This is a genomic window from Collinsella sp. AM33-4BH (assembly GCF_003469205.1).
In the GTDB taxonomy this organism is placed as follows: domain Bacteria; phylum Actinomycetota; class Coriobacteriia; order Coriobacteriales; family Coriobacteriaceae; genus Collinsella.
Genome location: NZ_QSIN01000007.1, coordinates 117,680 through 138,830 on the forward strand (window position 1 = coordinate 117,680; position 21,151 = coordinate 138,830).

The 21,151-nt window shown below is 58.6% G+C and carries 16 protein-coding genes; 2 read left to right on the plus strand and 14 right to left on the minus strand.

Annotated features, from left to right (window positions below):
* Positions 1-9 precede the first annotated feature (9 nt).
* The 8 genes from DW821_RS06775 to DW821_RS06810 all read right to left on the minus strand — a co-directional run bounded on the left by DW821_RS06775 (position 10) and on the right by DW821_RS06810 (position 10,244).
* On the minus strand, positions 10-1,353 hold the full coding sequence (locus tag DW821_RS06775) for a histidine kinase (protein ID WP_055310084.1): 1,344 nt from the start codon (positions 1,351-1,353) through the stop codon (positions 10-12).
* Complete coding sequence (locus DW821_RS06780; protein ID WP_118066192.1) at positions 1,350-2,537, minus strand: glycosyltransferase; 1,188 nt, start codon at positions 2,535-2,537, stop codon at positions 1,350-1,352. Before DW821_RS06780 ends, DW821_RS06775 begins: the two co-directional genes overlap by 4 nt.
* 171 nt (positions 2,538-2,708) lie before the next feature.
* Complete coding sequence (locus tag DW821_RS06785) at positions 2,709-3,968, minus strand: MFS transporter (RefSeq protein ID WP_006235159.1); 1,260 nt, start codon at positions 3,966-3,968, stop codon at positions 2,709-2,711.
* 101 nt (positions 3,969-4,069) lie between these two features.
* Positions 4,070-5,014 (minus strand): zinc dependent phospholipase C family protein, encoded by a 945-nt coding sequence (locus DW821_RS06790; protein WP_118066194.1) that lies wholly within the window; start codon positions 5,012-5,014, stop codon positions 4,070-4,072.
* A gap of 92 nt (positions 5,015-5,106) precedes the next feature.
* The gene (locus DW821_RS06795; RefSeq protein WP_118066196.1) at positions 5,107-5,841 is read right to left on the minus strand and encodes a LytTR family DNA-binding domain-containing protein; all 735 of its coding nucleotides are present in this window, start codon (positions 5,839-5,841) and stop codon (positions 5,107-5,109) included.
* Positions 5,842-5,879: 38 nt separating this feature from the next.
* A complete protein-coding gene (locus DW821_RS06800) occupies positions 5,880-7,271 on the minus strand; it encodes a sensor histidine kinase (protein WP_233553021.1) in 1,392 nt (463 codons plus the stop codon).
* Positions 7,272-7,383: 112 nt separating this feature from the next.
* A complete protein-coding gene (locus DW821_RS06805) occupies positions 7,384-8,661 on the minus strand; it encodes an amidohydrolase family protein (RefSeq protein WP_118066200.1) in 1,278 nt (425 codons plus the stop codon).
* 131 nt (positions 8,662-8,792) lie between these two features.
* Complete coding sequence (locus tag DW821_RS06810; protein ID WP_118066202.1) at positions 8,793-10,244, minus strand: APC family permease; 1,452 nt, start codon at positions 10,242-10,244, stop codon at positions 8,793-8,795.
* A 356-nt stretch (positions 10,245-10,600) separates the two neighbouring features.
* Between DW821_RS06810 and DW821_RS10315 the strand changes: the two genes are divergently transcribed.
* Positions 10,601-11,602 carry a C39 family peptidase gene (locus DW821_RS10315; protein WP_233503860.1) on the plus strand — a complete coding sequence of 334 codons (1,002 nt, stop codon included), beginning with the start codon at positions 10,601-10,603 and terminating at the stop codon, positions 11,600-11,602.
* Between the two features lie 468 nt (positions 11,603-12,070).
* On the opposite strand, the gene DW821_RS06820 is transcribed toward DW821_RS10315, so the two are convergent.
* From DW821_RS06820 to arcC, 6 genes are all read right to left on the minus strand, one after another.
* Positions 12,071-13,525, minus strand: coding sequence for a family 1 glycosylhydrolase (locus tag DW821_RS06820; protein WP_117565031.1), 1,455 nt, complete (start codon positions 13,523-13,525; stop codon positions 12,071-12,073).
* Between the two features lies 1 nt (position 13,526).
* On the minus strand, positions 13,527-14,876 hold the full coding sequence (locus tag DW821_RS06825) for a PTS sugar transporter subunit IIC (RefSeq protein WP_117565032.1): 1,350 nt from the start codon (positions 14,874-14,876) through the stop codon (positions 13,527-13,529).
* 9 nt (positions 14,877-14,885) lie between these two features.
* Complete coding sequence (locus DW821_RS06830) at positions 14,886-15,179, minus strand: PTS sugar transporter subunit IIB (RefSeq protein ID WP_117565033.1); 294 nt, start codon at positions 15,177-15,179, stop codon at positions 14,886-14,888.
* A 46-nt stretch (positions 15,180-15,225) separates the two neighbouring features.
* Positions 15,226-15,552: a PTS lactose/cellobiose transporter subunit IIA gene (locus tag DW821_RS06835; protein ID WP_117629717.1), complete on the minus strand. Its 327-nt coding sequence runs from the start codon at positions 15,550-15,552 to the stop codon at positions 15,226-15,228.
* Positions 15,553-15,671: 119 nt separating this feature from the next.
* Positions 15,672-17,567: a BglG family transcription antiterminator gene (locus DW821_RS06840; RefSeq protein ID WP_118066203.1), complete on the minus strand. Its 1,896-nt coding sequence runs from the start codon at positions 17,565-17,567 to the stop codon at positions 15,672-15,674.
* Between the two features lie 433 nt (positions 17,568-18,000).
* Positions 18,001-18,963 (minus strand): carbamate kinase, encoded by a 963-nt coding sequence (gene arcC / locus DW821_RS06845; protein ID WP_117716147.1) that lies wholly within the window; start codon positions 18,961-18,963, stop codon positions 18,001-18,003.
* A gap of 693 nt (positions 18,964-19,656) precedes the next feature.
* Here arcC and DW821_RS06855 point away from each other — a divergent pair.
* On the plus strand, positions 19,657-21,018 hold the full coding sequence (locus DW821_RS06855; RefSeq protein ID WP_118066207.1) for an ATP-binding protein: 1,362 nt from the start codon (positions 19,657-19,659) through the stop codon (positions 21,016-21,018).
* The last annotated feature ends 133 nt before the right edge of the window (positions 21,019-21,151 follow it).

Sequence of the window (21,151 nt, forward strand, 5' to 3'; positions counted from 1 at the left end):
CCTTTTATTTTACTCTTGAATGTCAAAGATGCTCTCTGACAAATCAAGATGAAGGAGCACTTTGGTGCCCTTGCCCGGCGCCGATTCGACACGCGTATAGGAGTGCGGCCCATAAAAGCGATGGATGCGCTCCGAAATATTGTGCATGGCCACACCGGCGCCGCCACCCTGGGGAGAGCTGGCGTCGGGACGGGCAGAGCGCTCGTCAAACAGTCTGGCGGCGGTACCCTCATCCATGCCCACGCCATTATCGGCCACGGCAATCAAGATTGCATCCTCGCCGTCTTGGTGAACGGTCACGTCGATCCTCAGGGCGTCGTCATCGCCCATACCATGACGTACGGCGTTCTCGACAATCGGCTGGATCACGAACGCCGGCACCAGCGTATCTTCCACGTCCTCGGACACATCGAACGTCGCAAGCACGCGGTCCTCGCCAAAGCGGGCCTTCTCAAAGGTAAGGTAGCGCTTGGTCTGTGCAACCTCGCGCGAGACCGGAATAAGCGATCCCGAGTTGTCGAGCGTGGCACGATAGAACGATGAGAACTCACGAAGCAGTTCGCGGGCCCGCAGCGGGTCGGTGCGCGTAAACGATGCAATGGTGTTCAGCGTGTTGAACAGGAAGTGCGGGTTAATCTGCGCTTGCAGCGCACGCACCTCGGCGCGCGCCGTGAGTTCCTTTTGCACCTCGAGCTCGTGGATGGCGAGCTGCGTGGACAAGATCTCGGCAAAGCCCGAGGCAAGCGCATACTGGGTACGGTCGACGGCGCGCGGGGTCTTGTAGTAGAACTTGAGCGTGCCGACGGTACGATCGCCCACCTTGATGGGGGCGATAATGCCGGCGGGGACTTGGTTGTGCGAGCCGTCCGAGCCCACGACATCCACCATACGGTTGAACGACTGCACGATGCCATGTTCGATAACGTAGCGTGTGGCAAGCGTGTGGATGGGAGAATCTGGCAGTAGTTTTTCCTCAAACTCTCCCGCGCAGGCAAGCACGTTGCCCTCGTCGGTGATGGCCACCGTCATGGCGCGCGTCTCGGGCAAAATGCGCCGGCACACCAAACGCGCCGACTCCTGCGTCAGACCGCCCTTAATGTCCTCGAGCATGGCCGAGGCCACCGAGAGCGTCTCCTCGGTGTACTGGGAGCGCACCGAATCGGGATTGAGCGTCAAAAAGATAAAGATGCACAGAAAGATGCACAGCAGCGCGCAGGCAATCACCGTGGCGATCGGCTCGATACCGGTCACCAAGGCAAAAATAAAGTACACCAGCACGCAAATGGCGCAGGCAACGGCAATGATGCGAAAGATTGATATTGAACTATCGCGCTGGGCGCGGCGGTCGATCATTCGGCCCCCTCCAGGATACTGATCAGTTGTGCGTCACGCCAAAGCCCGTCCATGATCTTGGGCCAAAAGCTCTGGAAACGCAGGTAGCTTGCAGCGTTTTGGCGCGCATAGGCCTTTGCCTCGCCGATACCATGGCGCCAGATGCGCAGGTAGCCCTCATGCTCGCGGGTAAACACGCTGCGGACCATAGCGGTCTTGCGCACGCGGTCGTCGAGCTCGCGCGAAATCCACGGGCCCGGGTAGGGCATGAGTGATGCCGCCGTAACGGGAATGAGCTCCTTTTGATGCGCGGCGAATGTCAACTTGGCCCGTTCGTAGTACCAACGGTATACATCCTGCATAAAGCGCGGTGAGCGCTTTTCGGACTCCGGAGGCAGATGGCGCACGGTCCACTCGTTATCGAACCACACGTCGTAGCCAAACATGCGCATGTTAAAGAGGTAATCCAAGTCCTCGCCGCGGGTGATAAACGGGTCAAAGGCCACACGCGTAAAGGCGCGGGCGTGCAGGGCCATCAGGCCGCCGCACACGTAGTTAGAGCGCGAGATGCGGGTGCCCGAGAGCGCCTTTTTCATCCAACGGTTGAACTCGATGCGCTTGGTCCACCAACGATGGCAGATGCCCGCCTTGTCCGTGGGAGCCAGCGGCGAGCCGTCGCGATCGTAGAAATAGCCGCTCTTGACCAAGATCGGCAAGCCCTGACGCGTCTGCTGCCCCAACGCATAGGTCGCGCGCTTCATAAAGTCGGCGTCGATGACAGTCTCATCGTCATCCAAAAAGATAACCGCGTCATGCCCCAGCACAGCGGCACAGGCTAGCCCCATGTTGCGGATGGCACCGTAGCCTCGCAGGCTCACGCACTCGCCCGAACCCTTGGGCGCGATCTGAGCAACCCGGTCTGCGATGCGCGAGGCCTGGGTGTTGGTGACAACGGTGACCTTGAGCGTGGGATACGCGTCGACAATCTCGCGCACGCGCAGCGACACATCGGCTGTGGCAGAAACGGGACAGACCACCAAAAGGATGATGCGCGGGATGTCACGTACCTGCTCAAGCGAGGCCAGACAGCGGTCGAGTTCGGGATTGTCGGCGTTGAGTCGCGTCGAATGGTCATAGGTGCCAGGGGCGTTTGCGCAAGCGTCATCGCCCGCCCAATACGTTGGAATCACGACCGTGGCGTTCATGCCTTACCCTCCCTGCAACACAAAAACGGGACGCCGCCAAACACAGGCGACGCCCCGCGACCTAGCTGATTCCATCATACCCACTTGGGCAAATCATTGCTCGCAAGTCGCAATGTTTATTGCGGATAACCCCAAAAGAGTACCGTGGACAGGCACAATAGCCGCTCGCTCCTATGCGGCATGCTCTGCCGCCCGAGTCATGCGGGACAGGCGGACCAGCAGCATAAAGCCAACGATCAGCAGCACACCAATGGAAAGGACGCCCAGCGACGGGTTGCCGGTCAGCGAGGTGACGACCGACACCAGGAAGGTGCCCATAACGCTTGCATAACGACCGAAGATGTCAAAGAAGCCGTAGTACTCGTTGGACTTTTCCTTGGGGATAATGCGGCCAAAGTAGCTACGGCTGAGCGCCTGCACGCCGCCCTGGAACAGGCCGACCATAATGGCAAGCACCCAGAATTCAAAGGCGGTCTTTAGGAAGAACGCGGCAAAGAGCACGATGCCCATGTAGGCGGCGACCGCCACCAGGATCATGTTGAGCGTGCCCACGCGTCCGGCGAGCTTGCCGTAAATGATGGCAGACGGAAAGGCCACGAACTGCGTAACGAGCAGCGCAAGCACCAGCTGCGTCGAATCGATGCCCAAGGCCGATCCGTAACTGGTGGCCATGGAAATGACCGTGTGCACACCGTCGATATAGAAGAAGAACGCGATCATGTAGACCAGCACGGTCTTGTTGTGGGCGATCTCGCGCATGGTGTGTCCGACCTCGGAGAACACACCGCCCACGATGTGGCCGATGGTGTCCTCGGGACCGCGCTCGCGACCGTACTTTTGCTTATAGGTGCGAATGAGCGGCAGGGTAAAGATGAGCCACCAAGCACCAGTGATGATAAACGACAGACGCGTTGCCAGCATGGTGGGGACGCCAAGAGCGGGGCCACCCATGATGAGCGCCAGGCAGATGACGAACGGCACGGTGGAACCGATATAGCCCCAGGCATAGCCCGAGCTGGACACGGCGTCCATGCGCTCGTCGGTGGTAATGTCGGGCAGCATGGCGTCGTAGAACGTCATAGAAGAGTTAAGGCCGATGGTGCACAGCACGTACACGGTCAAAAATGCCATGGCGGACATTGGGATAGCCTGCGCCAGGCAAAGCACCAGGCCCGTGAGGAAGAAGCCCAAGAAGAACTTGATCTTGTTGCCGGCGTAGTCGGCAAGCGCGCCCAGAATGGGCATGAGCATGGCGATGACCAGCGAGGCAATCGTCTGCGCGTTGCCCCAGGCGACCACCAGGTCGGCCGAGGAAGCGCCGGTATTGATGGCGTTAAAGTAAATGGGCACCACCGAGGTATTGAGCAGCACGAGGGCCGAATTGCCCACATCATACATAACCCAGTTACGCTCGAGCTTGGTGTATTTCATGGACAGGGACCCTTCGTATTCGCCCGATATGCAGTTAGTTCATCGTACCCCAATTGTCCAGAACCGCCGGTAAGGATTCGGCAAAGGGGCACGCACAGGCCCTATTCCTCGCGGTCGAACTCCTCATCGGCTTCGAGCACGCGACCGCTGTAGTTGATGTGGCCGGTCACGGCGTCCATGTCGCCGGTCTCGATAAAACGTGCAACCGTGCACTCGTAATCGACCAGCGCGCGATCAAAGACCTCGGGGAGACTCTCGTTCGAGACCTCGTCGGTAAAGGGATTCTTCCATGTCAGATGGCCCAGGTTACCGGTGCGCTCGGGCAGCTCCGTCGTCACGCGATGGGCAAGGCCGTCGAGCAGCGAGTAGTCGTGCACCAAGCCCTCAACCAGCGAGATCGCGCGCGTCTTTGCGGAGCCGGCCGGCTCAATCGCGCGGTAAAGTCGCTGCATATTGGCAACGGCAGCACCGTACTCCCCCGCCGGAATGTCAATGCCGTACACGCGTCCGGCAACATAGCTCATCAGCACGCCGGCCACGCGATTGATGCGATCGGTGGTGACGATCTCGCCCGCCGGCGGGTAATCGTCGACCGTAGCGCCATCGCGTTTAAGCTGCAGCATCAGCACATCCAGGTCGCTCTCAATCACGGCATGGACCTGACTGCTCGAATTCTCAAGCTCTGAATCGGACTCCACGATGCCAAACTGCTGCTCATAGACAAAAGGATGGGCGTTGCGGTCGAGCACGTAATGAGACAGCAGGCCCAGCGCAAAGGCACGACCCAAGCTGGCGTCGCGCGGCAGCAGATGCGACACGCCGTCGCGCAGGCACGCGAACTGGCGAGACATGCGCGACCGATGCATGACCTGCGCCAGCAGCGTGCAGTCGGAAACACGCGGTGTCAGAATGTGAAAGAAAAACGGGTCGGGGCCTTGGTTGCCCAAGATAAAGGCAATGCGCTCTTCATCGGACGTGATGACGCCCTGCGGAAGACGGTCGATGCTTTCCTCGCCAAACAGATGATGGGTGATAAGCGCGGGCATAATGATCCTTTCGATTCCATTCGATGCCACCCATTATGCCCACCGCGCGCCCATGCCAAACCTGCGATGGTAAACGACGACACGCAGGCCTCTTACGCAAGCCCCAGGTGCGACTTGACCTCGGCGGCACGACGACGGGACACCGGTACCGTCGAGTTCACGCGGTCGAGCCTGAGCTCCATCAACCCCGTGGAGCCAATCTCAACATTGTGCACGTCTTCCAAATTGACCAGGTAGCTGCGATGAACGCGAATAAAGCCCTCGGAGTCCAAGCGACGCTCGAGCGAAGAGATCGACTCATTGATCAGGTACGTTCCCTCGGCGCAGATGGCGTTGCAAAAATCGGCGCGCGCCTCAAAGTAACAGACGTCTGCGGCGGGAATGAACACCTTTTTGCCCCCGCGGTCCACCGTCAGACGCAAAGGCTGGCGCGGAGCGTGGATAACACGACGGACACCCAAGGCCGCCTCGATCTTGTCGAGTGCCTTTGACAGGCGTGCGTCCTCAACCGGCTTGACGACATAATCGACGGCATCGAGGTTATAGGCATCAGCCGCATACTCGGCAAATGCCGTCACAAACACAACCACCGGCGGCGTCTTTAGGTTCTGCAGCGTCTCGGCAAGCTCAATTCCCGAGCGACCGGGCATGGTAATGTCTAAAAACAGCACGTCGGGCTTGTTCGACAGAATCGACTCTACGGCTTCGGTGACATTGCCCGCCTCGGCAATCTGGCCCACACGCGTATCTTTTTCCAACAGATAGCGTAGCTCAGCCCTAATGGGAGGTTCGTCATCAACCACCAAGATGTTCCAGCCTTCGGACATATGTGCTTCCCCTCTTTTTCTCTCAATCCAACCGCGCGCTACGCCGTCAACGGCGCGGGCTCATGCGGCTCGCCGTTCAGCTCGACGATGACCTGCGTTCCCACGCCCTCCTGGGACTTCACGCGCATGCCGGAATCTTCTCCGTAAAAGAAATGGATGCGCTGAAGCACGTTGAAGAGCGCCAGGCCGCAACCTCGCTTGACGGAGCCGTCGGCGGTAATGCTCTCGGGCTCCTCTCGGCGATGTTGCTCAAACAGATGCGCGCAGACCTCTTCGCTCATACCGATGCCGTCGTCCTCGACGATGATCTCCAAACCGTCATCGGTCTCGAAAGCCCTAACATGAATAGAAAGCGGCTCGGTCTCGCGCTGCGCGTGCTTGATGCAGTTTTCGAGCAACGGCTGCAAGATAAACGGCGGCACCATGCAATCGCGCATCTCAAAGTCGATATCGACCGAGACGCGCAGACGGCCGTCGCCATAACGAGCCTGCATAAGATTGATATAGCGAGTGCCCTGTTCCACCTCGTGCTCGAGCGTTGTGAGGGTATCGGAATCAGAAAGCGTCTGACGGTAGTAATTGGAAAAGTCGATGAGCAGCGACCTGGCCTTGTCCGGCTCGGTACGTACGAGCGACACGATGGTGCTAATGGTGTTAAACAGAAAATGAGGATCGACCTGCGATTGCAAGGCGCGCAGCTCCACGCGGGCCGTAAGCTCGTCCTGACGCTCGAGCTCAAAGCTCGCAAGCTGCGTGGAAATGAGGTCGGCAAAGCCCGAGGCAAGCGCCGTCTGGCGCATATCGATGCTGCTCAGACGGGGATAATACAGCTCGAGCGTGCCCACGCAATGCCCGCGCACGGTAAGCGGTGCGACAATACCGGCGCGCAGGCGCGGAAAGTAGCCACCCGTCTCGGTCGAGGCATCGCGCGAGAACACGCTTTGCTCACCGCTGTTGATCACATTGAGCGTGGTCCGCAGCACCACCGGGGTGCCCGCAGGGCATTTTGCCGAGTCCTCGCCCCAGCTTGCCAACACCTGCTTGCCGTCGGTAAAGCAGATGGCAGAGGCGATAGTTTCGGACAGGATGATCTTAGAGGCGCCCAGGGCAGCTTCGGGCGTAAGGCCGCGCGACGTGTAGGCGAATATTTTTGAAGCGATGGCGAGCGTGCGGTCGGTTGCGCTCGATGTGAGGTCGTCGGGAACGACAAAGACGTACGAGAAGAAGAAGCACAGCATGACCAAGCCGGCAATGACGACAACGGCCGGAACGGGATTGGGATTATCTGTTAGATCCCAGATGAGCAGCAGGATAAGCAGCGGAACGACAATACCGAGCAAGATGGCTTGAACCACATGCTGAGCGGTACGAAAGACCTTGGTAGAGTTGTAGCTCTTGCCCAGAATCAGCCTATTGAGATCCACCGTCATCTCCTTCTTACTGACGCATCCCATAGCAATAAAGAGGGCCGCAAGCGACCCTCTCCATTGCATTATGCAATCAAATACTGTGTTTTACATCCAGTCATCGACAAACGGTAGCTTAGGCGCTGTACTTGTTTGCCTCGCCGAAGGTGCCGCCCTCGACAATCCAGCCGTCCTTCATGATGACGTCCATGTTGTCGGTGTTGAGCACGTGGATGTCGGCGGCGACGTCACCGTTGACGACCAGCAGGTCGGCGCACTTGCCGGCCTCGATGGAACCGGTCTCGTCCTCGATGTGGCACATCTTGGCACCGTTGAGGGTGGCACAGGTGATGGTCTCGACCGGGGTGAAGCCGATCTTGTCGACGAACTCGTACATCTCCTCGATGGAGCAGGTGCCGTACGGGGTGACGAAGGAGAAGGAGTCGGAGCCGATCGTCATGACGACGCCGCGCTTCTTGGCCTCGCGCAGGCAGTCGTAGTTGCGCTGCAGCTCCTTCTCGACCAGGGTGCCCTCGTACTTGTCGTGCAGCTCGGGGACGTAGACGGGCGGATAGGTGGCGTACCAGGTGGGCAGGAAGGCGATCGTCGGGGTGAAGAAGGTGCCCTGCTCGGCCATGAGGTCCATGGTGCGCTCATCGATATCGAAGCCGTGGATCAGCTGCTCGCAGCCAAAGCGGACGGAATCGTAGGCAGCGGCGTGGTTGTTGTAGCAGTGGCTCCACACGGGGATGCCGACCATCTTGGCCTCTTCGACCACAGCCTGAATCTCCTCGGAGCAGTAGTGCTGGTCGCGGCCGGAGTCCCAGCGCCAGATGCCGCCACCGGTAGCCCAGATCTTGATGGCATCGGGGTTCTCACGCAGGCGACGACGGACGGCCTTGCGCAGATCCCAAGGACCGTCGACCTGATCGCCCCAAGGGTGCGATTCCTTGTTGAGCTCCTGGCTGCAGTGGTGGGAGTCGCCGTGGCCGGCAACGCGGCAGAAGCCAAGGCCGGTGGCCAGAACGCGCGGGCCCTTGAAGACGCCTTTGTCGATGCAGTCGCGGATCTGGATACCAAAGCGGCCAATCTCGCAGACAGTGGTGAGGCCGTGGGTGAGGCAGTCGTAGGCCTGCTTGACGGCGACGGCCTGCTTCTCGAGGAGCGGCTGCATGACCCAGTCGGTGTCATCGTCGGTCAGGTTGCCCGAGAAGTGCAGGTGGGTGTCGATCAGGCCGGGAAGGACGGTCTTGCCGGCGGCGTCGATGACCTCAACGCCCTCGGGAAGGTCCTGTATGGCGCCGGCGTACTCGATCTTGCCGTTGTCGTCGACGAGAACGAGGGAGTTCTCGACCGGCTCGGCACCGGTACCGTCGATGAGCTTGCCGCCAACGATTGCATACTTAGTGGACATGGTTCCTCCTTATGGATCCATATGGTGGGCGAGGCCGCGTTGGGTTAAGGCCTCACAAAACTACCCAAGTGGCGCCGGGTTCGGTGCGCGGGAGAGAGGGTACCGCGCACCTGATCCGCCCCGGCTAGGCGTTACTTTTTGCGGGAATTGGTAAAAGCCATGAGGGCCAGGCCGACGGCCAGCCAGCCGATCACGATGCTCCACTCCACCATGTTGAGGGAGGCGGGAGAGAACGGGATCACGAGCAGGCCAATGATGGTGCCGCAGGCAACGATAGCGAGGCTGATGCCAAACTTGCCGCCGGGCACCTCGTAGGGACGAGGCAGGTCGGGCTCGGTGAAGCGCATGCGCAGGCAAGCAAGGGCGACCATGCCGCAGGAGAAGATGAAGGCGAGAGCCGACACGTTGGTCAGAGGGATGAGCATGTTCTTGCCCAGGAACGGACCGACGACGGTGATGACGCCCAGAACGACGCAGGCGAGCTTGGGAGCGCCGGACTTGGGATCGACCTCGGCGAACTTCTCGGGCAGCTGGCCCTTTCGGCCCATGGCGAGCATGATGCGGCTCGTGGCGCCGTAGAAGGAGTTCATCGGGCCCATGGGTCCAAGCGTGGCGATGACGAGCATGGCCAGGTACAGGAGCATGTTGATGCCCTTGAGGCAGGCAAGCGCGGGAACCGGGCTCTTAACAAACTCATGCCAGTCGAGGATGGTGCCGAACGAGTAGATGCAGACCATGTAGAAGCCGCCTGCGGCCAGCAGGGCCAGGGAGATGATCTTGCCGAACTTGTTCCAGTTGAGGCCCTCGGCCGCTTCCTCAGCCTGCTGAGGAATGGTGTCGAAACCGGCGTAGAAGAACGGGGTCAGAACCAGGACCGAAACGATGCCTGCGAACAGGCTGGTGCCCTCGGTAGCAGGCTTGCCGCCGCCAGCACCGGTGACCTGGGAGAACACGGGCATGGCGTTGTCCGGCGAGCCGGTGAACAGCGAGACGCCCATGGCGAGCAGCATGCCGCAGAGCAGGGCCTTGGTCAGGAAGGCCTGCAGCTTGGCGGCCGAGCTGGCACCGCGGAAGTTGAGGAAGATGACGTAGGTTGCAAAGCCGAGCGCGATCAGCGTCGGGAACAGGTAAACGTCGGCGCCCAGGATGGTATAGAGCTTGACAGCACGCAGCCACTCAAGACCGGGCAGGCTGCCGAACATCTCGGACACGAGGGTCGAGATAGCGATTGCCTCCCACGGGCACAGGATGCCGTTGCCCAGGGCCAGGAGCCAACCGGTGATATAGCTCAGCGTACGGCCAAAGCTACGATCGACATACTCGACGATGCCGCCCGAGATGGGGATAGCAGCCGTGAGCTCACCGAAAACAGCTCCGACGGGCACGAGAAAGATTGCACCCAAGAGGAATGCGATCATAGCGGGAACGGGACCGCCGCCCACGACCATCCAGTCGCCGACCTGCAGAACCCAGCCAGTTCCGATGATGGCACCGAAACCGATGGTGAAGAAGTTCCAGAGCGAAAGCGTTTTCTTCATGCCGCCGTTACCTTCGACTGCAACTTCTGCGTTCTTGTCCGCCATTGTTCCCCTCCTTTCCTTATTGACGCCTCTTTGGCGTCACCCCTTGCGCGGTCTGTTTTGCCGCGCGCTTTTATTTCGTGGCTTTAAGATACGGCCTTGGCACAGCAGCGCCGCTTGTGGCTCGACCGAAGGCAGAACTGCAAAACGAGCGGCGCCGTTTTTGGGACGAACGGCGGAAGACGTCATCCGTCTTGGACGCTTTCATCTTGTCTGCTTTTGAATACCTGTTGCCGTGACGCTTGGCGCGCGGCGCGGCAACGTTCATACCATTTGTCAGGCTTTTGGCGCACATACCCATGTGTCGCGCCTCTTTTTATGTAGGATAGACAAGTTACACATGAGGCAAGGTGATTCGAATGGCATACGGATACAATGACGGCGACCAACGGCCACAAAGCGTGCGCCTTGCCGGCCGCACCACGCCAACGCCCAGAAGCACCTCCGACAACGGCAACCAGCAGCGCCCCCAAGAGCAGCCCGGGGCTTCTTCTCGGCAACAAAGCCGTACCGCGCAGCAGTCAGACCGCGTGAGCACGAGCACACGCCAACGCCAGACCGACACATCGCAGCCGCGCCGCTACGATTGCCGTACGACCGACCACTACGTTAAGCGCTCCTTTTCGCCACCTCAACGCAATCGCGGCAATTCCGCCCCTCGCCCCGCGTCGCACACCACAAGCCACGCACTTCCAGCCCGCCGTCTACGCCTTGCGCTTTGCTCCATTGCCGCCTGCCTCGTCTTTGTGTTTTTGGGATCCTGTATCTCGCACGGATCAGCCGGTCTTGAGCCCACTGCCGAGGACAAGCTGCTTAAAGCTCCCGTCGCGCCCGGTTACTCCTTTGCGTTCTCGACCCCACGCTCGCAATGGCAGGCCGGCACCATGCCCCACATCTACCAAATTGACCCCGCATGGTCGGAGCTGCCCTATGCCGGTGGCACTATTCGCGAAAACGCTTGCGGCCCCACTTGCCTCACCATGGTCTATATCTTTAAGACCGGCCACACCGATAAGACGCCGGTCGATATATGCGCACTGGCCGAAGCCGGCAACTACGCCCCCACTGGTGCCACCGAGTGGTCGTTTATGACAGGCGGTGCGTGGCAGCTGGGGCTCAACGGAACACAGCTCTATAACGATTGCGAATCGATTACCCAAGCACTTCGCTCGGGTGCGCCCGTTATCGCCGCAGTGCGCCCCGGTACGTTTACCAACGTAGGCCACTACATCGTGCTCTACGGCATCGACGATGCCAACCAGATTGGCGTCTACGACCCCAACTCGGCCAGCCGCAGCGCCCGTCGCTGGGGCGTCGTAGAGGTCCTTAACGAAATCGAAGCCATGTGGGCCTACTACTAGTCATTGGGCACTCATTGCACTCATTGGGGACAGACTTAAATGAGTAGCCCCAGGCTGCCAGGAACTGCCGACACGGAAAGCGCATCCCATTTTGGAGCTCAATAGCGGGATGCACTTTCCGTTAGCGGCCCGTTTGGGAAACTACGTTCCACTTTCCGGCAACATTCCGGGATGCATTTTCCGGTTGAGGCCCTCAAGGGAAACTATGTCCCATGTTGGACGCTCATTCTGGGATGCGCTTTCCGCAGTTGATTGATGCGGGCTTTAAGGACTGTTCCAAGCTGCCAGCAGAAAAGGAACGTCCCCAAGTGCCGGGTTTCCGCAGTCATTGGGGACAGACTTAAATGACTAGTCTTTTAAGAACGTCCCCAATGACTACCCACAGAATGAGGGTCTCATCGGGGACTAGGTAAATAACAAAAGCCCCCGCGGCCGAAACGGGCCACGGGGGCAGCAGGCTTGCAAGGGTTAACTCAAGTCCTCGCCATTTGATGCAATGACCTTTTGATACCAGCAGAAGCTGTCCTTTCGGTAGCGATCGAACGTGCCTTTGCCCGTATCATCGGCATCAACATAAACAAAGCCATAGCGCTTCTTCATCTGCCCCGTCGAGGCAGACACCAAATCGATACAGCCCCACGGCGTGTATCCCATCAGGTCAACACCGTCCTCGACAATTGCATCGCGCAGCGCAAGAATATGCCTGCGCAGGTAATCAATATGATATGCATCGTGGACTTTGCCGTCTTCCAGCGCATCGAGTCCGCCCACACCGTTCTCGGCGATAAAGAGCGGAAGATGGTAACGATCGTGGTAGCCGGCAAGCGTCACGCGCAAACCCAGCGCATCGATCTGCCATTTCCAGGCAGTCTCTTTATCCTTGAGGTACGGATTGCGCAGCGTCGGGAACACGTTGCCCTCCGCCTTCTCAGCGATCACCTGGTCATCGGCGCACACCAAGCGCGAGCAATAGTACGAGAACGAAATGAAGTCGACGGTATGCTCGGCCAGATACTCCGTATCGCCCGGCTCAAAGGGCACGTGAACACCCTCTTTCTCGAGCGCACGCAGCTTCCAAGTAGGATAGGCGCCCGCAGCCATCACGTCAGTGTAGAAGTAGCGGCCGCGGTCCTCCTCATACGCAAGCCATACGTCCTCGGGCGCACAACGGTACGGATAGGTCGCACCGGCAGCGATCATGCAACCCACCTTGTTTGCGGGATCGATCTTGTGCAGGATCTCGACAGCGCGAGCGCTCGCCATAAACATATGGTGCGAGAACGCCGCGGTCACGGCTGCACGGTCACGCTCATCCTCGAGCGTGACGCCCGCGTTGATATAGGACAGCGCCACGCTGTTGATCTCGTTGAAGGTGAGCCAATAACGCACGAGGCCCTGGTACGCACGTCCGACGGTCTCGACGTAGTGCGCATACCGCTCGATCATCTCTCGGCTTTGCCATCCACCATAACGCTCGACCAGAGCCAACGGATAGTCGTAGTGCGACAGCGTCACGAGCGGCTCGATTCCGTGCTCGCGCAGCGCCTCGAATACCTGACGGTAAAACTCCAAGCCCTCACCGTTGGGCTCGGCCTCCATCCCTGTGGGAAAAATACGGCTCCAACAAATTGAAAGACGCAGGCACTTAAAGCCCATCTCGGCAAAGAGCTCGACGTCTTCGCGCCAATGATGGAAGAAGTCGTTGCCCCAACGGCATGGATACAGCCTGTCCGGATCATCCACGGGCTTTTGCCTGCCAAACATCACATCCCAGCGGTCGGGACCCTGTGGAATCAGGTCGGAGTGCGACATACCGCGGCCGCCCTCGTTCCAGCCCCCTTCGGCCTGGTTGGCAGCGAGCGCGCCGCCCCACAAAAAGCCCTCGGGCATACCGGCAGCAGACGTTCTGTCAAAGTAACCCATGCTACTCAGTATCCTTGGCAGAAGCTGCCGCGGCGTTCTCCTGCTCCTGCGCCAGGAGCTGGTTGTCGTACACCTTAAAGAACGGGTACCAGACCACAGCCATGACCACGATCAAAACGATCGTAAATACCCAGATACGCGGGTCGAGGCACTGGATAAAGCCCTGAACGAAGATGGGGAACGTGCCGCTCACCAAGATGTAGAAGTTAGAGACAAGACCCAGTGAGATTGCACCCCAATACAGCAGGGCCGAAATCATACCGCCCAGCACAAACGGAATCATGAGGATCGGGTTGAAGATGATGGGTGCGCCAAAGATCGCGGGCTCGGAGATACGGAAGAAGCTCGGCACGATCGATGCCTTGCCAAATGCCTTGAGCTGCTGCGACTTTGCCTTAAACGCGCAGAGCGCCACAAAAGAGAACGTATTGCCCGTGCCGCCGATGAGGTTGATGACCATCGACATGAGTACCGGGTGGAACTCAAGCGGCTGCCCAGCAGCGTAGAGCGAGGCGTTGGCAGCAAAGGCGGCAAGCGTGACCGGGGCGGTGATGGGCATCACGATCATGTTGCCGTGGACGCCAAAGCACCAAAACAGCAGCGTCATGAAGCAGATAAGCAGTGCGCCGGGCACAGAGTCAACTGCGACGGAAAGCGGGGCAGCGAGCAGCTTCTCGATAACCGAGGGGATGGACAGCGTGGGATCGATCATCTGGATCAGCAGGTTGCCACCAAAGAAGATGAGGATGTTGACGAGCATAGGCACGATGGCGCCAAAGGTTTCGGACAAAAACGGCGGCACGCCATCGGGCATCTTGATGGTGATGCCCTTGGTCTGGCAGAAGCGCGTGACCTCGACGGAGACCAGGGCAACGATGATGGCGGTAAACAGGCCCTGCGCACCCAGATAGGTGCAGGGGACCGCCTGGAGCACGGACTCATCAGCAAGCTGGTAGTAGGACGACGGCGCCGCGGCGATCAGGAACATCACCAGCGAGGTCATACCGGCGTTAAGCTTGGGCATCTTGTAGGTGCCCGCCAGGTTATAGGCGATTGCGAACGTCACGATCACCGACAGTATGCCCATCGTCATGTTGAACGGGATGAGCAGCGTGAGCTTATTGGCCGTGGCAAAATCGAGCCAAGGGCCAAAGACGGACCAGAACCCGCCCTGCGCCACCAGGTCGGCCGTGACCGGCGGGTTGGCGATGATCATAAAGACGGCAGAGACCAAGATGAAGCTGATCGCGCTCATAAAGCCCTTTTGCATGGAGGCAAAGTGACGCTCGGTGCCGCAGAAATTGGCAATAGGGGTCAGTTTTTCCTGAAGCAGGGTCATGAACTTTTCCATGGTCGCCTCCTAGCCCAACAGCGACTGGGCGAGTGCCAGCACGTTGGCGGCGTTGCCCATGCCGTAGTCCTGTGCGGGGATGACCGCGGTCGGCTTACCGCTCCCCTGCTTGACGGTGTTGAGCTGGTAGGACACCTGCGGCCCCAAGAGCAGCACGTCATAATCGGCGCAGGTCTCCTGATACTCGCCGATACCCACCGCATCGATATCGAGCTCGATGCCGTTTTGCTCCGCGTATTTCTCGAGTTTCTTCATCAGAATGCTTGTAGACAGGCCAGCTGCGCACACAAGAAGGATCTTCATAAGGGATTCCCTTCGCATTGATTGGTTGGATAGTCGCCGCACGCCGTTAGGCGTTCTTGGCTGCAGTGCGCTCATACAGGCAGATCAGCTCCTGCACGAGCTCCTGAGCAAGCATGGAGCACATGAGGTGGTCCTGAGCATGGACCAGCAACACATCCACCGACAGATGCTCGCCCGCCGCCTCGGTCGAAAGCAGCTGCGTTTGGATGTGGTGAGCCTTGATTCCCGCATCCTTTGACTGCTTCATGAGTTTGGTGGCAGCGTCAAAATCCCCCGCCTTTGCCTTTTCAAGGGCTTCGAAGGCAAGGCTGCGTGCCTCTCCCGCTGCAGCGACCAGCTGAAACGAAACCATCTCGGTTCCCTGATCGTCCATAACGGTCTCCTCTCCCGTGATGTCTGGTTTGTACTTGAATATTCGAAACACCTATCTCCCGCCCGCAATCCTCGAGGTTTATTGCAGGTAGACTGACAGGGTCATCGACAAAAGAAGTCTTAAGCCGTATGCGCTTGCACAAGCGCCATCAGCTCATGCCAGGACCGGCGCTCGCGTAAGCGCTCGACCCCCTGGCGGTCCATAAAGATCTCAGCGAGCAGCGAGCTCAAGATCCGCGCCTCATCGCCGCCCGACCGGGCAAACGACACCATAAAGACGATATCGACCTCATGGCCGTATTCGTCCCAAAGAATGGGATGTTCGAGCAGGCCCACGGTAACAAAGGCCTCGGCGCTCAAAGGATGCATCCCATGGGGCATGGCCACCCCATTGCCAAACGAGGTGGCACTCGCGCTCTCGCGCTCGGCAACCTCTTGGGCAAACTGGGCATCGACACGGCCGCTCTCGACGGCGCGCTCGGAGAGATATCGGAGAACGGCCTGCTTCGACGACGCCTCAACGCGGTTGAAGAACAGGGCACGGCTAAAGAAAGCGCTCAGGGAGTCCGATTGCGCAGCGTCATCACTCAGCACCTTGCGGATAGCGTTGACATCGCTCGTCTCCAAGAAGAAATCGGCCTCGCGGACGGGCACAGGCAACTTGACGTTGAGCGGCACCGTTGTGAACACGTAGTCGATGTGCGAAAAGTCGAGCGTTCCCACGCGGGCGACGTCGCATGTCTCAATCGACTCGATATACATACCAAACTGCTTGCGGTACTGGTGCTCGAGCATACGGGCGCTTCCCGCTCCCGAGGCGCACACGATCAGGATGCGTTTGCGACGCGGCTGGTCGGCTTGCTGCTCGAGGGCCAGGGCAAATGCCATGGCGATGTAGCCGAGCTCCTCATCAGAGGGCTGGCTGCCAAAATGACGCTCGAGTACCTGCGAGGTGCCGGCCGCCATCGAATAGGCCAACGGAAACCTCGTCTTGATATCGGGCAGCATGGGGTTATCCATATGCATGTGATATTCAAGGCGATAACCCAGAGGGCCAATATGCCGAGCAAGGTTCATGCGAAGTTCAAGATCGCTGCTAAAGTCAAACCTAAACTCATCGTTGACCGCACGTACCATCTCGGAAGCAATCTCCCACATCTCGTCCGAGATAACGGCAGAGCCCTTCTCGGGCACGCCCGTGCCCCTGCCGAGCAAATGGATTGCGATAAAGGCAACCTCTTCTCGGGGCATGCTCACGCCCAGGGCATCCTTGATGTTTGCGGCAATCTGGAAAGCCGCGGCGTATTCGCGCGTTCCCTCCAGTTTTTGAACGTCCGATTCTGCAGCTGGGACATAGCAGCCCTGCTCGATGCGGCCAAGAGCGATGTAAAGATGCATGATGAGATTGCGGGATGCCAGCGAGCTCACCGTGACGGGCGAGGCCGTCAGGGCATCGTCCACACATGCGGCGATGGCCCGCAGGTGCTCGGCGAGCTTTGCATCGTCGGTGTCGGGCAACACGGGCCTCACCAGCGAGGCCAGGCACAGGCGCCGTTGCGACTCCCCGCCCGCAACGCGGATTCCGTAGCGTGGGCGCTTTTCAAGCGCTAAGTCAAATTGGGCGAGTTTCTGCTCTACCAGACGCATGTCATTGGACAGAGTCCGCGCCGAAACGTAGAGTAAAGCCGCATACTCCTCAATCGTCACCCACTGGGACCGCATTAGGAGGTCGTTAAGAAGGAAGGACACACGGCCGTCGCGCGTATCAGGAATGCCCAGATGGGCCAGAGCCGCACCGTCTAGCAAGCGAGCAAGCTCATCTGCACGTGCAACATCGATACGATACTGCCCCTTGCTGCCAACGATGCGTGCAACCCCTGCAAGGTTGTCGTTTGCGCGATGGATATAGTTTCTCACGGCGCGCTCGCTTACCTCGAGACGCTTGGCAAGTACCGCGACAGCGACAGGCTGAGCGTCCTCGATCATATTTACAAGCTGCTTGACGCGAGCATCCATGTCCTCCTCCTTTCCCTGCGTCTAGTCTAACGCGGTAAAGAATGACACTCCACGTCGCGCTCGTTCCGCCAACCCGGAACAGGTTGCGGGGAGTTCAGCTGAGCTATGGAGAGCCTGGGGAAAGGGCCCGAAGGCAATGCGTCGGTGTGGGATGCGCCTTCCCAGCCATTGTGCAGTCATTGGGGACAGACTTAAATGAGTAGTCATTGGGGACGTTCTTGTTTGACTAGTCGTTTAAGAACGTCCCCAATGACTATTAAGGACTGTCCCAAGCTGCCGGCAGGAAAGGACCGTCCCCAAGTGCCGGGTTTGTCCCCAATGACTAGGTGAATAGCAAAAGCCCCGCAGCCGGAGCGGACTGCGGGGCTCATGAAGAGAGGCTAGTTTGTGGGCGTCTTGCCTGGCGCCCACGAGAGAGGCAACAGAGTAGAGGCTACTCGTGGATGCGGGTACCGGAGAGACCGGCCATGGTCTCGGCGGCCTTGTCCAGGGCGCCGATGATGCAGGTGCGGCCCTTGCGGGAGCGGGCGAACTTGATGGCGGCGCGGACCTTGGGCTCCATGGAACCCTTGCCGAACTGGCCCTCGTCGGCCAGGCGCTCGGCCTCGTCGGCGGTGATGTCCTCGAGCTCCTCCTGGTTGGGCTTGCCAAAGTTGATGGCGACATGCTCAACGGCGGTCAGCAGGAACAGGACGTCGGCGTCGCAGTCCTCGGCCAGCAGCTCGCCGCCCAGGTCCTTGTCGATGACGGCGGGAACGCCCTTGTAGCAGCCCTTGTTCTCGTAGTCGCGGACGACGGGGATGCCGCCGCCACCGCAGGCGATGACGATGAACTCGTTGTCGAGCAGGTTGAGGATGGAGTCAGCCTCGACGATCTTCTTGGGATCAGGGGAAGCGACGACGCGACGCCAGCCGCGGCCGGAATCCTCGACGAAGACCTTGGAAGGATCCTCGGCCATGAACTCCTTGGCCTGCTCCTCGGTGTAGAAGGGGCCGATCGGCTTGGTCGGGTTCTTGAACGCGGGATCGTCCGGGTCGCACTCGATCTGGGTGACGACGGTGGCGGCGTGCCAACGCTTATAGCGCTTGTGCATCTCGCGGCCGATGCCCTGCTGCAGGTGGTAGCCAATGTAGCCCTGGGACATGGCGCCGCACTCGGGCAGCGGCATCTCGGGGGTGCCGATGGCGTCGTGGGCAGCGGCGAAGGCGTTCTGGATCATGCCGACCTGCGGGCCGTTGCCGTGGGTGATGATGATCTCGTTACCCTGCTCGATAAGACCAAGGAGAGCGTGGGCGGTGTTGCTCACGGCCTGGATCTGCTCGACGGGGTTGTTGCCGAGGGCGTTGCCGCCGAGGGCGACGACAATACGATCGGGCTTGCCAAGAGGCTTAGACATTGCTGGAATCCTTTCTGTAAAAGGCCTACAACCCATTAATAACCCGCGTCCGTGCAATACGCGAGTTTATTAAGGTTTATATTCTCTTTATCGCTCATTTTATTCATTTTGAAAATAGTTTAACGGTGAACGGTCGTTTTTACCCGCTCAGCGTAAAGAAGCCCAGCTCACACATGTTTACGTCATCTACGTGCGACTTTATTTAATTAGAGCAGAGATTAGGCTGGATTATGCAAACTATATCTTTGCTAAACACATAACGGACACTGCAATTATTTACTCGCACTATACGAGATTCTATGCACTTGCAAGACAAGTATGCACCCTTGCAATAACACGGGGCTTTTCATCCAACAAAAGGGATAGCCGAACGCGCTTCACTTTGCGGCAAGCGACTGTGAGTTTGCAGTATAGAACTTTACCGTCGGGTATTGCATGAACGCCGCTGACGCACTTTCGCTCCTGCCCACCCAAGCAGCCGAGAACGCTAACGGCGCCACTGCCAACCTGGCCACCCTCAACAACGGCGCCGCCAGCCTTTTCGCAAAGCACCGTGCTGGCTCGCTGGCTTTGAGACCTAAGCGAATCTTTGCTATCTGCCAATTTTTGTACGATTTGGGTCAAATCTATTTGCCAATTTTTGTATGATTATGGGCAAATCTATTTGCCAATTTTTGTCAATGAGGTGTTTTAATGCTACGCCGTAAGGTCACTGACAGGCTTTTGAGCTGGAAGAACGACTCCGATAAAGCGTTGCTTGTTACCGGTGCGCGTCAGATTGGCAAGAGCTATGCGATTCGCGCGTTTGGTAAAGACAACTACGCGTCGTATTTTGAGGCCAATTTGCTGCTCGATGCCGAGGCAAGAGATGTGCTCATTGGCGCTAAGAACGCCGTTGACTTTATCAACCGCGTGGCCCTTCTTGCGGATGCACCGCTTGTTGAGGGAGATACGCTTATCTTTGTCGATGAAATACAGGAGTATCCGCAGATCGTCACGCTCATGAAGGCGTTGGTCGAGGACGGGCGCTTTAGCTATGTCTTCTCGGGGTCTATGCTTGGGACTGAGTTTAAGGGGATCTCTTCTTTCCCGGTGGGGTATGTCGAGCACATTGTTATGCGGCCAATGGATTTTGAAGAGTTTTGTTGGGCAAACAGCATCAGCGAGAATGTGCTTGCAGACATCCGCAGCTGCCTTGTCGAGAGGCGTCCCGTCGAAAACTATATTCATGAGGCGATGCTCAAAAACTTTAGAGCTTATATCGTTTGCGGCGGCATGCCGGAGGTCGTACAGAACTATATCGATTCGGGTTATTCACTCGTGAGGACGCGTGAGCTTCAAATTCAGCTGGTCGATCAGTACAAAAGTGATATCTCTAAATATGCATCGACTCGAGCGTTTAACGTTCGCGCGATTTTCGAACAAATTCCCGTGCAGCTTGAGGCGGAGTCCCATCGCTTTGTTGTTTCATCCCTGGGCGAGGGGGCTCGCCTTCAAAAATACGAGCAGGATTTCCTATGGCTGGTGAACGCGGGCGTCGGTTTGATGGTCGCCCAGGTGACGGAGGCCCGAAGTCCTCTTAAGAGGACAGAGAAGGCGACCGCCTTTAAACTATACGAGTCTGATACAGGCATGCTCGCATCACGGTATCCCGGCAGCACGGCACGCGCTGTCTACCTTGATATGAAAACCCCCAACCTCGGCGGTCTCTATGAGAACGTGGTCGCGCAGGAGCTTGTCGCCCTTGGAACTGATGCATGGTACTACCAGACACGCGAGGTCGGCGAAGTTGACTTTGTGATTGAAGGCACTCGCGGGCACGTTGTCCCAATCGAGGTCAAATCGGGCAAGAAGGTTCGAGCCCATGCGGCCCTCGACCGTCTGATGAGCGTGAGCGAGTACAAAATCCCCGAGGCCGTTGTGCTAAGCCACGAGAACCTCAGCAAAGAGGGCAAGGTTCTGTACGTTCCAATCTATATGACATTCTGCCTCGATGAGTTTATGGAAAAGGACGACCCCAACAACGATTTCTCGTTTGCACCCATATCCCTCTAGGCCATCTGGGTCCGCAACTAGGTCCCCCTCTATGCCCAAAGCCGCGAAACAGCGACCGGGACAAGGCACCCCACCAACCACGTCCTTCATCAGCCCACACAATCTGAGGACGTAGTCGTAGCAGGATCTGAGG

Bases quoted from the DNA above. Each gene is read 5' to 3' on its own strand.
- DW821_RS06775 (WP_055310084.1), bottom strand. From the start codon at position 1,353: ATGATCGACCGCCGCGCCCAGCGCGATAGTTCAATATCAATCTTTCGC.
- DW821_RS06780 (WP_118066192.1), bottom strand. From the start codon at position 2,537: ATGAACGCCACGGTCGTGATTCCAACGTATTGGGCGGGCGATGACGCT.
- DW821_RS06785 (WP_006235159.1), bottom strand. From the start codon at position 3,968: ATGAAATACACCAAGCTCGAGCGTAACTGGGTTATGTATGATGTGGGC.
- DW821_RS06790 (WP_118066194.1), bottom strand. From the start codon at position 5,014: ATGCCCGCGCTTATCACCCATCATCTGTTTGGCGAGGAAAGCATCGAC.
- DW821_RS06795 (WP_118066196.1), bottom strand. From the start codon at position 5,841: ATGTCCGAAGGCTGGAACATCTTGGTGGTTGATGACGAACCTCCCATT.
- DW821_RS06800 (WP_233553021.1), bottom strand. From the start codon at position 7,271: ATGACGGTGGATCTCAATAGGCTGATTCTGGGCAAGAGCTACAACTCT.
- DW821_RS06805 (WP_118066200.1), bottom strand. From the start codon at position 8,661: ATGTCCACTAAGTATGCAATCGTTGGCGGCAAGCTCATCGACGGTACC.
- DW821_RS06810 (WP_118066202.1), bottom strand. From the start codon at position 10,244: ATGGCGGACAAGAACGCAGAAGTTGCAGTCGAAGGTAACGGCGGCATG.
- DW821_RS10315 (WP_233503860.1), top strand. From the start codon at position 10,601: ATGGCATACGGATACAATGACGGCGACCAACGGCCACAAAGCGTGCGC.
- DW821_RS06820 (WP_117565031.1), bottom strand. From the start codon at position 13,525: ATGGGTTACTTTGACAGAACGTCTGCTGCCGGTATGCCCGAGGGCTTT.
- DW821_RS06825 (WP_117565032.1), bottom strand. From the start codon at position 14,876: ATGGAAAAGTTCATGACCCTGCTTCAGGAAAAACTGACCCCTATTGCC.
- DW821_RS06830 (WP_117565033.1), bottom strand. From the start codon at position 15,179: ATGAAGATCCTTCTTGTGTGCGCAGCTGGCCTGTCTACAAGCATTCTG.
- DW821_RS06835 (WP_117629717.1), bottom strand. From the start codon at position 15,552: ATGGACGATCAGGGAACCGAGATGGTTTCGTTTCAGCTGGTCGCTGCA.
- DW821_RS06840 (WP_118066203.1), bottom strand. From the start codon at position 17,567: ATGGATGCTCGCGTCAAGCAGCTTGTAAATATGATCGAGGACGCTCAG.
- arcC (WP_117716147.1), bottom strand. From the start codon at position 18,963: ATGTCTAAGCCTCTTGGCAAGCCCGATCGTATTGTCGTCGCCCTCGGC.
- DW821_RS06855 (WP_118066207.1), top strand. From the start codon at position 19,657: ATGCTACGCCGTAAGGTCACTGACAGGCTTTTGAGCTGGAAGAACGAC.